The sequence below is a fragment of the Pseudofrankia inefficax genome, from assembly GCF_000166135.1.
GTDB classification, from domain to species: Bacteria; Actinomycetota; Actinomycetes; order Frankiales; family Frankiaceae; genus Pseudofrankia; species Pseudofrankia inefficax.
Genome location: NC_014666.1, coordinates 99,237 through 113,750 on the forward strand (window position 1 = coordinate 99,237; position 14,514 = coordinate 113,750).

Here is a 14,514-nt window from a genome sequence, read left to right on the forward strand (position 1 = left end):
TCAGTCACCCGCGTTCGCCTCCACGACCACGATCCCACCACCGCGGGTACCGGTCGTCACCGCCTGTGTGACGGAGGACGCCGCATGGTTCGAACCACCCGAACCGGCGAGTGACCGGGTGATCAAGGCGCAGACGACCACTGTGATGGCCAGGAGCACCAGCAGGACAGGCAGGCTAAGCCGCCGTCTGCGGCCCGCGGCCGCTCCCGCGCGGGTGGATCCGGCTCGGCGGGCGGCGCGGGTGCCGGGCTGCCAGCCGGCCGGCTCGTCCAGATCGCCGGCCGGCGCGAGGTGCGCGGCGGCCAGGCTGGTCTCGTCGCCCTGCTCGTCGGCCCACCCGCCGCCGGCCGGCTGGTAGGAGGTCGGCGTGGGCTGGTAGGCCGTGGGCGCCGGCTGGTAGCCGGCCTGCTCGGGCTGGTACCCGGTGGCGCCCGGCTGGTAGCCGGTCGCGCCGGGCTGGTAGCCGTTCGCTCCCTGCTGGTAGCCCGTGCCTCCGGCCTGGTAGCCCGTGGCTCCGGGCTGGTAGCCGGTGGCTCCGTCGGCGCGGTTGGCGAAGCCGCCGCCCGCCTGGTAGCCGGTCTGGCCGGCCGGCGACTGGTACCCGGTGCCGCCGGGCTGGGCCGGCGGGTAGCCCGTCGCGCCCTGCTGGTAGCTGGTCGCCGGCCCGCCACGGCCACCGGGGTTCTGACCGGGGTAGTTGGCGCCCGGCGCGGCCGAGGCTCCCGCGCTGCCGGGGTAGCCGCCACGCGCGGCGGCGCTGCCTGGCGTGCTCGTGCCGCCGGCCGCGGGAACGCCGGCCGGGCCGTCGGCGAGCCAGGACGCCGCTCGGGTGCGCCCGCGCGGCGGCGGGCCGGCCGGGCCGGGATGGCGGGCCGTCATGTCGGGGCTGACGCCGCCGGCTCCGGCCGCCCAGCGTGGTTCCGGCGAGAACAGCTCGCGCTGGATGGCAGCGGCGCTGCGCGCGAACCCACCGGCCGACGGCGGCCGCCGGTTTGGGTTCTTCGCCATCGCCTGCTCGACGAGCTGCCGGACCTGATGGGGCACATCGCCCGGCAGCGGCGGAGGGTTGTCCTGCTGGTGCGCCATGACGACGACGATGGGGTTGCGGTCGTCGAACGGCCGGCGGCCGGCCAGGCATTCGTAGGCGACGACGCCCAGCGAGTAGACGTCGCTCGCCGGGGTGACCGGGCGGCCCGAGGCCTGCTCCGGCGACACGTAGTAGGCAGTGCCCATCATGATTCCGGTGGCGGTCAGCGGGGCCGCGTCGACGGCCCGCGCGATGCCGAAGTCGGTGACCTTGACGACGCCGTCGTGGCGGATCAGCAGGTTGCCCGGCTTGATGTCCCGGTGCACGATGTTCAGGGCGTGGGCGGCCTGCAGCGCGTCCGCCGCCTGGCCGAGGATGTCGAGCATCCGCTCGGGCGACAGCCGCTTCTCCCGGTGCAGGACGGCCGACAGCGGCTCGCCCTCGACCAGCTCCATCACCAGGTAGGCGGTCGGGTGGTCGTCGACGGTGGCGACCTCGCCGTAGTCGTAGACCGAGGCGATGCCCGGGTGCGAGAGGCGGGCGGCGTGCCGTGCCTCGCCACGGAAGCGCACCAGGAACGACTCGTCGCTGGCGTACTCCGGGCGCAGCAGCTTGACGGCGACCGGTCGGCCCAGCGTCTGGTCGACGCCGCGCCAGACCTCGCCCATGCCGCCGGTGGCTATCCGGCCGTCGAGGCGGTAGCGGTTGTCGAGAACGGTGTTCGCCGGAACAGCACCGGCGAACGGCTGGGCTGGCTGGTGGGCTGGCTGCCCGGACGGGTTGTTCATCCTTGAACGTCCAATGCGATCTGCATGACCTTCTGCGCGATCGGGGCCGCGACGGAACCGCCGGTCCCGGATTCTCCGCCGCCGTCCTCGACCACGACCGCGACGGCGATGCTTGGGTTTTCGGCTGGGGCGAACCCGACGAACCAGGCGTGCGGCGGCTCGTTCGTCCCATGTTCGGCGGTGCCTGTCTTGCCGGCCACCGACACGCCGCTGATTCGTGCCTTGGTACCGGTGCCGGACGTGACGACGGATTTCATCATGGTCGTCAGCTCATCGGCTACCGAGGACGAGATGGGCTGTCCAAGCTCCTTCGGCTGGGTCTTGGAGATCTGCTTGAGGTCCGGTCCTTCGAGCTCGTCGACGAGGTACGGCTTCATCATCCGCCCGTGGTTGGCGATGGCCGACACCACCTGTGCCATCTGCAGCGGAGTGACCCGGTCGTCGAACTGGCCGATCGCCGACTGCGCGGTCTGCGCCTGGTCGAGCGACGAGGGGAAGACGCTCTTCGCCTCGGGCAGCTCGAAGCCGTCGATCGTCGTGTTGAACCCGAACGCCTGCGCCTGCGCGCGCAGCTTGTCCCCGCCGACCTGCATGCCGAGCGAGGCGAACGCGGTGTTACAGGAGATCGTCAGTGCGTGGATCATCGTGTCGGTCTGCCCGTTGCCACAGCGTTCACCACCGAAGTTCGGCAGCTCGGTGTTGCTCTGCGGGAGCTTGAGCCGGTCCGGCGCCGGGAGCACCGAATTGATGTCGTACTGCCCGGTCGACAGCGCGGCGGCGGCGGTGATCAGCTTGAAGGTGGAGCCGGGCGGATAGGTCTGCTGGGTGGCCCGGTTCAGCAGCGGCTGGTTGGTGTCCGCGTTCAGCGCGTCGTAGTTCTTCTGCACCTGGTCCGGGTTGTGGCCGGCCAGGTCGTTCGGGTCGTACGTCGGAGCGGTCACCATCGCGAGGATCGCGCCGGTGCGCGGGTCCATCGCGACGACGGCGCCCTTGCGCCCGTTGAGAGCGGCCGAGGCGGCCTGCTGGATCTTCGGGTCGATCGTGGTCAGCACGTAGCCGCCCTTGCGGCCAGAGCCGGACAGCAGCGCGCTGACCCGGCTGGCCAGCAGCCGGTCGTCGTCGCCGTTGAGGAACAGGTTCTCGGTGTGCTCCAGCCCGGTGGCGCTGTACAGCGTGAAATACCCGGTGATCGGCTCGTACAGCCGGCCGTCCGAGTACTGGCGCAGGTACTTGAACTCGTCGTCGACGGGCGTCGAGGACGCCATCGTCACCCGGTCGTTGGCCGGGCCGGCGAGCAGGCCGCCGCGCTGCCGGTCCAGCCGGGCCGCGATCTCCCTGGTGTTCGTCGGTTCCTGCTTGAGCGAGTGCTGGTCGCCGACCTGCACCCAGTTCGCGTTGACCAGCAGCGCCGCGAACAGCACGGCGCACACGATCGTGACCTTCCGGATCGGCCGGTTCACGGGCTCTTCACCACGACCTGTGTCCGCGCCCCGGCGACCGCGTCCGGGTCGTAGAGCGGCGCCGGCGCGGCCTCCTCCCGCGGGCTGCGGATGGTGCTGTCGCTGATCCGCAGCAGCAGCGCGATGATCGCCGCGTTGGCGACGATCGAGGAACCGCCATAGGAGACGAACGGCAAGGTGATGCCGGTCAGCGGGATCAGCCGCATCACACCACCGACCTGCACGAAGACCTGGAAGGCCAGCGACGCCGACAGGCCGGTCGCCAGCAGCTTGCCGAACGGGTCACGGGCGCCGATGGCCGCCCGCAGCCCACGCATCACGATCAGCGCGTACATGACCAGGATCGCCATGACGCCGGTCAGGCCGAGCTCCTCGCCGAGGCTGGCCATGATGAAGTCCGTGTTCGAGAACGGCACCTTGCGCGGGTTGCCCTGGCCCAGTCCCGTCCCGGTGATCCCGCCGGCGGCGAAGCCGTACAGGCCCTGGACGAGCTGGTAGGACTTGCCGCTCGGGTTGGAGCCGTCGAACGCGTGCAGCCAGCCGTCGACCCGGACCTGGACGTGCGAGAACAGGTGGTCCGCGAGCAGCGCGCCGCAGCAGAACAGCGCCAGGCCGATCGCGACCCAGGAGACCTGCTCGGTGGCCGTGTAGAGAATCACCAGGAAGATCGCGAACAGCAGCAGCGACGAGCCCAGGTCGTTCTCGATGACGAGGACGCCGAGGCTCGCCGCCCAGGCGACCAGTACGGGCCCCAGGTCCCGTGGCCGCGGCAGCTTCAGGCCCAGGAACGTCGGCGAGGCGACGGAGATGACGTCGCGCATCCGGCTCAGGTAGCCCGCGAAGAAGATCATGAGCAGGATCTTCGAGACCTCGCTCGGCTGGAACGAGAACGGCCCGACCCGTAGCCACAGCCGGGCTCCGTTGATGGACGCGCCGATGCCGGGGACCGCCGGCAGGATCAGGAACAGGATGCCGGCGAGGCCCGCGGTGTAGGTGTAGCGGGTGAGCGTGGTGTGGTCGCGGACGATCGCGAGGACCAGCACGAACACGATGATCGCGAGAAGGGTCCAGACCAGCTGGGTCTGGGCGGCCCCGGCGGTGACCGTCTTGTGCGCGGCGCGCTGTGCGTCCGCCCTGGCCAGGTCGATCCGATAGATCATCACGAGGCCGATGCCGTTGAGCGCCGCGACCAGCGGCAGCAGCATCGGATCGGCCGCCGGGGCGAACCAGCGGACGGCCAGGTGCCCCAGGCCCCACAGCGCGAAGAACCCAAGCCCGTAGGTAGCGACCTGGAAGGTCAACGTGCCGTTGTGCGCCAGCATCAGCGCGGCCAGCGCACCGGTCGCCAGAACTCCCGCGAACACCAGCAGGCCGAGCTCGCGCCGACGGTACGGCGGGATCTCGAGCCCTGGTGGCAGTGGGAATCCGGCGAAGGTGGCCGTGAGGTCCGCGGGGCGTGGCCGGCGCAGCGGCGGCAGGGTCATGGGGACGGGGACGTCAGGCTCACGCAGTTGAGGGCTGCCGCCGGGTCGGACGTCGCACAGGCGGCGATCGAGGCCGCTGTGCCGGGCAGCGTGCTCTTGTTGGTCGGGGTCGCCGTCGGAGTCGTGGTCGGCTTCGAGGTGGACCCGCTGGCCGGGACGGTCCGCAGGTTGCTCACCTTCTTCTGCGCGTCGGCGAGGTCATCGGCGTGCAGACCGGACCGGACCGCGCTCTGGTCCGGCTCGGCCACCTCGGAGATCGGCATGAAGGTCGCGTGCACGCTCGACAGTGCGTCGAGGCTCTGCACCCCCTGGAAGATCGCGACCTTGTTGTCGTGGACGCCGACGTAGTACTGGCTGCGCACCCACGCCCAGCTGGCGATCGCGGTGACGACGATCAGCACCGCGACGGTCGCGCCGACGAAGACGAACCGGCGGCGGCCCCGGCCAGGGGTCGCGCCGTCGGCGAAGTCCTCGGGTGAGAGCCCACCCCGGGAGGCCCGGCCGATCCGGGCGGCTCGGGCGGCGGCCGAGTCGCTGTCCGGGTTGCGCGGGTTGGGGCCGACCCGGGCCGGCGTGGCGCCCGGAACGCTCTCCTTCTCGGCGGCCGCACCGGCCACCATGGCGGACTGCGCCGACTCCTCGTCGTCGACGACGTCCGCGACGACGACCGTGATGTTGTCCGGACCGCCGCCCTTGAGCGCCAGCTCGATCAGACGGTCGACGGCGTCCTGCGGGCTCGTTCCCAGCAGCGCCTCAAGGATCGTCTCCCCGCTGACGACGCCGGACAGGCCGTCGCTGCACAACAGGTAGCGGTCGCCGACCCTGGCCTGGCGCAGCGAGAGGTCAGGGTCGACCTCCCGGCCGTCGAGGGCCCGCATCAGCAGCGAGCGCTGAGGATGCGAGTTCGCCTGCTCCGGGGTGATCCGTCCCTGGTCGACCAGGTCCTGCACGAGGGTGTGATCGTGCGTGATCTGGCTCAGGACCTCGTCGCGCAACAGGTAGCAGCGGGAGTCGCCGACATGCAGCACTCCGAACTGGTCACCCGAGGCCAGCACGGCGGTGACAGTGGTGCCCATCCCGTCGAGTGACCCGTCGCGGGCCGACATCGCCCGCAGGTTCGCGTTGGCGTCGTGCATGGCGGAGACGAGCGCCTCCACCAGTTCGTCGGCGTCGATCTCGGTGTCCAGGTCGGCCAGCGCGGCGATGACCGTCGAGCTTGCCACCTCACCCGCCGCGTGACCACCCATACCGTCGGCGACGGCTAGCAGGTAGGGACCGGCATACGCCGAGTCCTCGTTTCCTTCTCGGACGTGGCCAACGTCCGAGCGGATCGCATAGTGAAGCCGCAGGCTCACCGGCGGAGCTCCAGGACCGTCTTGCCGATCCTGACCGGCGCGCCGAGGGATACCGGCATGGGCGTGGTCACTTTCGTGTGTTCGAGAAAGGTTCCGTTGGTCGAGTTGAGATCTTCGACGAACCAGCGCCCGTCGTGAGGGACGAGTCTCGCATGCCGGCCGGACGCGAAGTCATCGTCAAGAACCAACGTCGAGTCCGGAGCCCGTCCGATGGTGATCGGTTCGCCGGTTAGTGGGATGACAGTGCCCGCTAGCGGACCCTTTGTGACCACGACCTTGCTTGGCGGGTATGCATTGGGTGCGTTCGGTGGCGCCGGTGCCGGTAGGCCCGCCGGTGGTTGAGCCGGCTGCTGATGACCGCGAGGCCGCGCCACGGCGTCCCCACCGCCGCCGCCCGCCCGGACCGGAGTGCCCCGCCGCTGCACCCGTCGCCGGGCGGGTTCGAGCAGATCCGCGCGGATCGCGCGGACGACCAGCAGCACGAACGTCCAGAGCAACGCCAGGTAGCCGATTTTCACCAGCAACAGGACGAGCTCGTTCGGCTGGGACGGGTCCATCAGGCTTTACCAGCTCCGGTCGCTCGGCGGGGGCGGGCCCGGCCGGCGGCGAGGGTCGTCGGACCGAGGACGACCAGGCGCCCGGCTGGGCAGGACTGTCTCGGCATCGTAGATCTCTTCCGGCGGGCGGCCATCGCGGCCGCCAGCGTCGCGGCCACCGGCACGGCGGGCCCCGGCCGGGTGCGGCCCACTCCCGTCGCCACGGCGACCATAGCCGCGACCTTGGCCAGCGTACTCATCGCTGTCGCCATCCTGACGGGGCCGGGCATCCCGGGCATCCCGCCCGTCCCGCGGGAGCCGGGCCGGGCCGTCCCGGTTTGGCTCGTTCCGAGCACTCGACGGGCCGCCGTAGGCCTCGTCACGCGGGCGGGCGCCGCGGGGGCCCGACCGGTCGTCCGCCGGCGCCGGGCGCCGGGCGCCCAGGGGACGAGGGCCCTCGGGCTGAGCGGGCTCGCGCGGCGGCCCAGGGCGGGGTGAGTCCTTGCGCTGTGGGTCGTGGCGCGGTCGCTCGTCGCGCTGCGGCTCCGGGCGTGGTGGGCCCGGGCGGGCGGGCCGGCCGTTGGGTCCGTCCCGGTACGGCTCGCCCCGGGCTCCGGAGCGGTCCCGGAAGACCTCGCCGCGCGGCCCCGAGCGGTCGTCGAACGGCTCGTCTGCCCGGGGCCGGTCGGCCCGAGCCGGCCCCGCCTGGCGGTCGCGGTACGGCTCCCCGCGGGCTCCGGAGCGGTCGTTGAACGGCTCGTCCGGGCGGGCGCCGAGCCGGTCCGGCCGGTCAGCTCGGGCCGGGCCGGGCGGCCGGTCGCGGTAGGGCTCACCGCGGGCGCCGGAGCGGTCGTTGAACGGCTCGTCCGGGCGGTTGCCGGCTGGCCGGTCGGGCCTGACCGGGCCATCCGGCCTGTCCCGGTACTGGTCGCCGCGCGGCCCTGGGCGGTCGCGCGGTTCCAGGCGGTCGCGCGGTTCCAGGCGGTCACGGGGGTCGAGACGGCCGTCCCGGTCCACGCCGCGCCCGCCGCGGAAGGCGTCCGGACCACCGCCGGGCTCACGGTCGTTCGGACGGCCGAACGGCTCCGGCGGCTCGACCCCGAGCCGGCCCGGTTCGCGGCTGTCTCGACCGCCTCGGCCGTCGTCGCGCTGGAAGGTGACCAGGGCGGCGCCAAGCTCGATCAGGTCCCCGTTGACGAGCTTGACCTGCGTCGCCGGCCGCCCGTTCACGATGCTGCCGTTCGTCGAGCCCGCGTCCACGTAGAGCCAGTTGCCATCCGGCATCCGACGGATCTCGCCGTGGCGGCGGGAGACCCCGGTGTCCGTCAGCCGGATGTCGCACTCCACGCTGCGGCCGATCAGGGTCGACTCGGCGGTGAGCTCGTACTCCCGCTCCCGGCCGGGCGGGGCCTCCTTGTTCGTGATCAGCAGTCGGGGCACACCCGGCGCGGCTCGCGACCCACGCCGCTGCGGCGTCGCCACCATCCCCTCCGCCGACGCCACGCTGCTGCGAATCCGGAACACGCCGACGTCCAGGTCCGGCGCCTCGGACAGCCGGATGCTCACCGGCCCGACGAACGTGTACCGCTGCTCGGCCGCATGCTCGCGGACCATCTCGGCCAGCTCGTCACACAGGGCCCGGCTGTAGGGCGACAGGCGGTTGTAGTCCGGGCTGGCCAGCTCCACGGCGAACTCGTTCGGCACCAGCACCCGGTTGGAGCTGATCGCCCGCCTGTCGTCGGCCTCCCGGGCGAGCGCCCCCGCGATCTCCACCGGCTCGACGCCGCCCTTGAAGACCTTCGCGAACGCGCCCTCGACGAGGCCGCCCAGGCGGCGTTCGAATCGCTGCAGCACACCCATGGCCGACCTCCCTCCTCCCGCTACGTGAGATCGTATGACGGCCGCCCTCGTCGCCCCCGACCACCGGGCGTGACCAGGCTCGTCACCTCACGGACAAGCCGCGCCGCGCAACCTTCGAGGCGGGGCGCGCATCCCACCGGCCTCCTCTCGCCGGTGCCCGCGTCCTGTCCCCTCAGGGGCGCCACGGCACCCGTCAGACCCGACCTACCCCGGCGCCATCCACCCATGCGGACGTGGTACCGTGGCTGCGCACCAGACAAAGGCCGCGCCACCCGAACTTGGCGTGAACCTAAGTTCATGTGGTAGTTGGCCCGTCGTGCTGATGAGATGTGGGCTGGGAAGTATTGAGGCGCAGGCCACGCTGTCGGTGGCTGGCTGGTGTGACAGTGATTGGCAAGAAAGCGTAACGTAGCGGGCAAGACCACTCGGGCGAGTGGCGGAATGGCAGACGCGCACGGTTCAGGTCCGTGTGTCCGAAAGGACGTGGGGGTTCAACTCCCCCCTCGCCCACTCGTAAGCGAATATCTGGCTGGGAGCCTTGAATCGTCGGCTCCCAGCTTTTTCTTTTGTGCGGCCATTGGTCCGCCGGTCGCCTCAGGGCATGGCGGCTCGGTCCACTCATACGCCGTGGCCGCGGTTACCCCCGTTCGGCGGCCACGGCGTATGAGTGCGCGTTTGGCGTGGCCCGTCAGCCGCCGAGTTCGGGCTGGGAGGCGCAGGACGAGAGCACGGTGCGCATGGCGTCGGCCTCGGCCTGGGTCACCCAGAGGTGATAGCGGGCCTTGATGCCGATCTGCCGCGCGACGTAGGTGCACCGGTAACCCACGGCCGGCGGGAGCCATTCACTGGCGTCGCTGTCGCTCTTCTTGACGTTCGTCGGTCCGTCGACGGCGAGGAGGTTCTCGGGGTCGTTGGCTATCGCCTCGCGCTCGGACTCGGGGAAGGCGTAGGCACCGGTGCGCCAGGCGTCGCCCAGTGGGACGACGTGGTCGATCTGCACCGCCGCGGAGTCCTTGCCGCGGTTGAACCGGATGATCCTGTTCGTGTACGGGTCGTTCAGCTCGCCGGTCAGGACGATGCAGTTGTCGGTCGTGCGAACCGTCACCGAGTGCAGGTCCCGGTGCAGGACGTCGTTGCGGGTGTCGCAGCCGTTGTGGTCGACGTCCTTCCAGGCTGTGCCGAACGCGTCACGGTCGTACTTCGGCGACGTGGCGAGCGGCGCGATCTTCAGCGTGCCCAGCGCCGCGAGCGCGGAGCCGTCGGCGCCGACGTCCGAACCGTTCGCCGCGAACCCGCTCGGCAGCGCACCCGACGGACTGGCCGTCGAGGTGTCGCTGAGCGCCGTCGAAACCCCGTTGCACCCCGATGCCAGCACCGCCACTGTCGCTGCCGCTGCCACGACTGCGGCGAGCCGCCCCGCGACCCACGTGCCCATGTCCCCCACCTGTCCCACGTCCGTTCGTTAGCGGCGAGTCTGCCGGAGCCCAGGCCGATACGAGCGGTTTTGTCGCTCGGTGATGGCGGCCCGGCGCCCGATCGTGCCACAGATGGGCGCATATCGGGTTTTCGACCGGCCGGTACGTGCGCCGGCCGCGTTGACTCGCAAGGACCATCGAGCGAATGGCGCGCCGACAGCTCATCGGGGGCGGTGCTATCAGAACGGATGATTGGGCTTATAGGGGCCCTTTACAGTTGCCGCATGAGTTCGGGGGGTCCCCAGGTCGTCGGCGTCGCCGCGTCGGTACCGCGACCGTTGCGGCGCGACGCGGAACGCAATCGTGAACGCATCCTGTGCGCGGCCCGAGAGCTGTTCGTCGCGCATGGCCTCGCTGTAGGCGTCGACGAGATCGCCCGCCGCGCCGGCGTCGGGATGGGGACGCTCTACCGCCGTTTCCCGAACAAGGACGCGCTCGTCGAGGAGACACTGGCCGCGGCGGTCGGGCGGGTCCGCGAGCTCGCGGTCATCGCCCGCGAGACCTCCCCGCCGGGTCGAGCGCTGCGCGAGTTCCTGATGACGTCGATCTCGGACGACGCCTGCCGGTGGGCCTTCGTCTCCCGGCGGCTGTGGACGGGCCGGACCTCCGCGCTCGTGTTCGACGACGTCGTCCCGTTGCTGGGGCTGATGTTCACCGACGCGCAGGAGGCCGGGCTGATCCGCGCGGACGCGGTGCTGGCCGACCTGATCGTGCTGCTGCGCGCGGTGCGGGTCGTGCTGGAGCTGACCGACGCGCCCGTGGGGCAGACCTGGCGCCGGTACATCGACCTGTTGCTGGACTCGCTGCGGCCCAGCGAGCACAACACCTCGCTCGACGGCCCGCCGATGACGCTGCGCGCCCTGGCGAGCTCGGCGATCGAACCCTGACAGCCCGGTGGTGGCCTGGGCGGAAACCCGGGTGCCGAGAGGTGCGGCGGGCCGCGGAGGTGGCACGATGGCTGGCATGGGTCCCGATCAGGTGCCGACCGTTACGGTGGCGGACATTCCCGCCGAACCTACGGGCGACGACAAGCTGTTCCTGCTCGACGTCCGGGAGCCGGACGAGTGGGCCGCCGGTCACATCGACGGCGCCACACACATCCCGATGGGCGACCTGGTCAGCCGCCTCGACGAGGTCCCGCGATCGGCCCGCGTCATCGCGGTCTGCCGGTCCGGCAACCGGTCGGGCATGGTAACCGGCTATCTGACCAAGGGCGGCTGGGACGCGTACAACCTGGCCGGAGGCATGATGGCCTGGGCTGCCGGCGGCCGTCCGATGACCGCCGACAGCGCGGGCGCCCCGTTCGTCCTCTGACGCCCGCGGCCGGCCCGGTCGAACGCTGAGTCGAGCCCTACTTCAGCAGGCGGGACAGGCGGCGGTCGGCGAGTAGCCGGCCGCCGGTCTGGCAGGTAGGGCAGTACTGCAGGCTGCGGTCCGCGAACGAGACCTGGCGGACGGTGTCGCCGCAGCGCGGACAGGCCTCGCCGGTCCGCGCGTGCACGGCCAGGTTGGCCTTCTTCTCCGCCTTCAGGTCGGCGGCGCCCAGCCCGCCGGCCGCCTCGACGGCCGCTCGCAGCGTTCCCACCAGGGCTTCGTGCAGGGCGGCGACCTGATCGCCGGACAGGCCGCTGGACGGGGCGAACGGGGACAGCCTGGCCGCCCACAGCACCTCGTCCGAGTAGGCGTTGCCGACCCCGGCGAGGACCGACTGGTCGGTCAGTACGCCCTTGACCTGGCTGCGCCCGGCGGCGGTGAGCAAGGCGGCCAGCGCCTCGACGGTGAAGGCGGGGTCCAGCGGGTCGATGCCCAGCCGGGCCACACCGGGCACCTCGGCCGGGTCGCGCACCAGGTAGACGGCCAGCCGCTTCTGGGTGCCGGCCTCGGTGAGGTCGAAGCCGGACCCGTCGTCGAACACCAGCCGCCAGGCGAGGCCACCGCGCCCGCCGCGGCCGGGCGTCGTCGGCTGGCTGTCCTTCCAGCGCAGCCAGCCGGCCCTGGACAGGTGCGCGACGAGGTCGAGCCGCTCGCCGCCGGTGCCGGCGAAGACGAGGTCGAGGAACTTGCCGTGCCGCGTGGCGTCGACCAGGGTCGCGCCGACCAGGTCGGCCGGGCCAGGCGAGACGGTGCGCAGTGCGTTGATGGCGACCGGCTCGGCCCTCGTGACGACCTTGCCGACCGCGCGGTCGCGCAGCACGCTCGCGAGCGCCTCCATCTCGGGCAGCTCCGGCATGCCCTCAGTCTTGCCGGTCCGGGCCGCCGTGGCCATCCCCGACCTGGGAAGCCGGCATGTCATCGTGAATCCATGACAAATGGCGGCGCCGTCGACGGGCCGTGGATCAGTTGCCCCTGGTGTACCGGCACGGTGCCGCTGACATATTTCGCCGAATCCGACGAGGAGCCGGGTGCCCAGGAGGCGGTCTGCGAGGCCTGCGGCCGCCGGGTCTCCTTCCTGCCGCCCCGGCCACCCGATGAACCGGGGGACCAGGCGCCCTCGGCCGCGGCCTGACCGTCGTGCCCCGCCAGCCGCCGCGACCGGTCTGATGGCCGACAAAGGGGATGATTGCCCCGCATTCGGCGCCAGGCTGCGGGGTAAGTGCTGGCATGTGGCGGAATGGGGCCTCGGCGAGCCGAACGCGGGCAGCGCGGCGCCCCGGTGTTGGGGGAGACTGCGGCTACGAGTGACCGGGGCATCGGACGGGGGACCAGGGGGCGCGGGTGACGGAGGACGTGGCGGGCGCGGAGCGGCGCCCGGCCTCCGGGCTGTCGGGTGACCCGCTCGCGGCGCACGACCCCCGCCGGGTCGGGCCCTACCCGTTGCTGAGCCGCCTGGGCACCGGAGGCATGGGGACGGTCTACCTGGGCCGGGGCGAGCGCGGCCGGTTGGTGGCGGTGAAGGTCATCCGGCCGGACCTGGCCGCGGACGAGGAGTTCCGCCGCCGGTTCCGGCAGGAGGTGGCGGCCGCGCGCCGCGTGGCGCCGTTCTGCACGGCCGAGGTGCTCGACGCCGATCCGGACGCGGCCGCGCCCTACCTGGTGACCGAGTTCATCGACGGCCTGCGCCTGGACCAGGCGATCGCCCGGGGCGGCCCGCTCACGCCGTCGACCCTGACCGGGCTCGCGGTCGGCGTCGCGACCGCGCTCACCGCGATCCACCGCGCCGGGCTGGTGCATCGCGACCTCAAGCCGAGCAACGTGCTGCTGTCGCTGTCCGGGCCGCGGGTGATCGACTTCGGGATCGCCCAGGCGGTGGCCCACGGCTCCACGGCCAAGCCGACGTCCTGGGGGTTCGGCTCCGCCGGCTGGATGGCGCCCGAGCAGATCAACGGGCAGCCGATCGGGCCGGCGGCGGACATCTTCACGTGGGGCATCCTCATGGCCTACGCCGGGACCGGGCAGCACCCGTTCGGCGAGGGCAAGGACATCGACCTCGCCTACCGGACGGTCTCGGCCGCGCCGGACCTGACCGGCCTGGTTCCTCCGCTGCGAGACCTGATCGACGCCGCGCTGGCCAAGGACCCAGCCGCCCGGCCGACCGCCCGCGACCTGCTCCTGGCCCTCATCGAACGCGGTCACACCGGCGAGCCGGGAGTGCCTCCCGGCGAGGAGTTGCTCGGGCTGGCCGCCGACCGGGCCGAGGTGATGGCGAGCCCGGCGGTGGTCGCCCTGACCGGGCCGGATCCCTCCAGCGGGTTGCCGCGCACGCGGGTGGCACCTCCCGGCTACGGCGCCGCGACCGCGCAGGTCGAGGGCGCGGGGCAGCCCGGCGGCCCCGGCTACGACCCCCGGCAGGCGTCGGCGCGGTACCAGCGGCCCGGCGAGGCGCCCGGCGGCATCGTGCCACCCCGGCGGCCGTCGACCCCGGCGGCCGGAGTGCGCCCCGGCGGTGCGGGCTACCCGGGCCAGGCCCGGTCCGGTATGCCACTGCGCGCGGGCGGCCGCAGGCCCGGCGGCAGCAGGCTCGGGCTGTGGCTGACGATCATTTTGATCATTCTGGGCGCACTGGCGATCACCCTGATCGCGCTCAACCCGGGCGACTCGTCCGAGCCGGGCAGCTCCGTCCCGCCGTCGAGGACCCCGACGCCGACGGCGACCGGGCCGAACAGCCGCGTCTACACCGACGGCTCGCTCCAGTTCCAGATCCAGAGCCTGCGCTGCGGTGTGCAGAAGATCGGCATCATCCCGCGCAAACCGGACGGCCAGTACTGCCTCGTCAAGATCAACGTTCGGAACGTCGGAAGCTCGTCGCGGACGCTGGTCGCCAACCAGCAGTTCATGTACGACCAGAACGGCGGCCGGCACGAGGCCTACTCGGCGCTGGAAACCCGGCTGTACTACCCGTTCGACTCGCTGTGGAACAAGATCCAGCCGAATGCCCAGGTCAGTGGAACGCTGATCTTCGACATTCCGGTCGACACCGGCCCGACGCGCCTGGAACTGCACGACGGCCTGATCGGCCAGGGTGCCCAGATCCCGGTCGAGGGCTGACGTCGGCCCGCTCGCCGTGACGCCGACCGCGCCGGCGCCGTCCG

General features: G+C 72.2%; 12 protein-coding genes and 1 tRNA gene. 5 read left to right on the forward strand and 8 right to left on the reverse strand.

Annotation, left to right across the window (positions count from 1 at the left end):
- Genes FRAEUI1C_RS00420 through FRAEUI1C_RS35780 form a run of 6 tightly spaced genes read right to left on the reverse strand, consistent with a single transcriptional unit; the run spans position 1 to position 8,510 of the window.
- A complete protein-coding gene (locus FRAEUI1C_RS00420; RefSeq protein WP_013421295.1) occupies positions 1–1,815 on the reverse strand; it encodes a serine/threonine-protein kinase in 1,815 nt (604 codons plus the stop codon).
- The gene (locus FRAEUI1C_RS00425) at positions 1,812–3,275 is read right to left on the reverse strand and encodes a peptidoglycan D,D-transpeptidase FtsI family protein (RefSeq protein ID WP_013421296.1); all 1,464 of its coding nucleotides are present in this window, start codon (positions 3,273–3,275) and stop codon (positions 1,812–1,814) included. The genes FRAEUI1C_RS00420 and FRAEUI1C_RS00425 overlap by 4 nt, the downstream gene beginning before the upstream one ends.
- A complete protein-coding gene (locus FRAEUI1C_RS00430) occupies positions 3,272–4,759 on the reverse strand; it encodes an FtsW/RodA/SpoVE family cell cycle protein (RefSeq protein WP_013421297.1) in 1,488 nt (495 codons plus the stop codon). The genes FRAEUI1C_RS00425 and FRAEUI1C_RS00430 overlap by 4 nt, the downstream gene beginning before the upstream one ends.
- Positions 4,756–6,114: a PP2C family protein-serine/threonine phosphatase gene (locus FRAEUI1C_RS00435; RefSeq protein WP_013421298.1), complete on the reverse strand. Its 1,359-nt coding sequence runs from the start codon at positions 6,112–6,114 to the stop codon at positions 4,756–4,758. Before FRAEUI1C_RS00435 ends, FRAEUI1C_RS00430 begins: the two co-directional genes overlap by 4 nt.
- On the reverse strand, positions 6,111–6,671 hold the full coding sequence (locus FRAEUI1C_RS00440) for an FHA domain-containing protein FhaB/FipA (RefSeq protein ID WP_013421299.1): 561 nt from the start codon (positions 6,669–6,671) through the stop codon (positions 6,111–6,113). The genes FRAEUI1C_RS00435 and FRAEUI1C_RS00440 overlap by 4 nt, the downstream gene beginning before the upstream one ends.
- A 6-nt stretch (positions 6,672–6,677) precedes the next feature.
- Positions 6,678–8,510, reverse strand: a complete 1,833-nt coding sequence (locus FRAEUI1C_RS35780) for an FhaA domain-containing protein (protein WP_013421300.1) — start codon at positions 8,508–8,510, stop codon at positions 6,678–6,680.
- 427 nt (positions 8,511–8,937) lie between these two features.
- Here FRAEUI1C_RS35780 and FRAEUI1C_RS00450 point away from each other — a divergent pair.
- Positions 8,938–9,020, forward strand: a tRNA-Leu gene (locus FRAEUI1C_RS00450).
- Between the two features lie 178 nt (positions 9,021–9,198).
- Here the strand turns inward: FRAEUI1C_RS00450 and FRAEUI1C_RS00455 are convergent.
- Positions 9,199–9,945 (reverse strand): HNH endonuclease family protein, encoded by a 747-nt coding sequence (locus tag FRAEUI1C_RS00455; protein WP_013421301.1) that lies wholly within the window; start codon positions 9,943–9,945, stop codon positions 9,199–9,201.
- A gap of 264 nt (positions 9,946–10,209) precedes the next feature.
- On the opposite strand from FRAEUI1C_RS00455, the gene FRAEUI1C_RS00460 reads away from it, so the two are divergent.
- Both FRAEUI1C_RS00460 and FRAEUI1C_RS00465 read left to right on the forward strand, forming a co-directional pair.
- A complete protein-coding gene (locus FRAEUI1C_RS00460; protein WP_013421302.1) occupies positions 10,210–10,872 on the forward strand; it encodes a TetR/AcrR family transcriptional regulator in 663 nt (220 codons plus the stop codon).
- Positions 10,873–10,948: 76 nt separating this feature from the next.
- A complete protein-coding gene (locus FRAEUI1C_RS00465; protein WP_041258624.1) occupies positions 10,949–11,299 on the forward strand; it encodes a rhodanese-like domain-containing protein in 351 nt (116 codons plus the stop codon).
- A gap of 37 nt (positions 11,300–11,336) precedes the next feature.
- On the opposite strand, the gene FRAEUI1C_RS00470 is transcribed toward FRAEUI1C_RS00465, so the two are convergent.
- Entirely contained in the window at positions 11,337–12,215 is an 879-nt protein-coding gene (locus FRAEUI1C_RS00470; RefSeq protein ID WP_013421304.1) for an Fpg/Nei family DNA glycosylase, read from the reverse strand.
- A gap of 72 nt (positions 12,216–12,287) precedes the next feature.
- Between FRAEUI1C_RS00470 and FRAEUI1C_RS00475 the strand changes: the two genes are divergently transcribed.
- Together FRAEUI1C_RS00475 and FRAEUI1C_RS00480 are read left to right on the forward strand one after the other, a co-directional pair.
- Positions 12,288–12,491 carry a hypothetical protein gene (locus FRAEUI1C_RS00475; protein WP_013421305.1) on the forward strand — a complete coding sequence of 68 codons (204 nt, stop codon included), beginning with the start codon at positions 12,288–12,290 and terminating at the stop codon, positions 12,489–12,491.
- Positions 12,492–12,700: 209 nt separating this feature from the next.
- A complete protein-coding gene (locus FRAEUI1C_RS00480; protein ID WP_013421306.1) occupies positions 12,701–14,470 on the forward strand; it encodes a serine/threonine-protein kinase in 1,770 nt (589 codons plus the stop codon).
- The last annotated feature ends 44 nt before the right edge of the window (positions 14,471–14,514 follow it).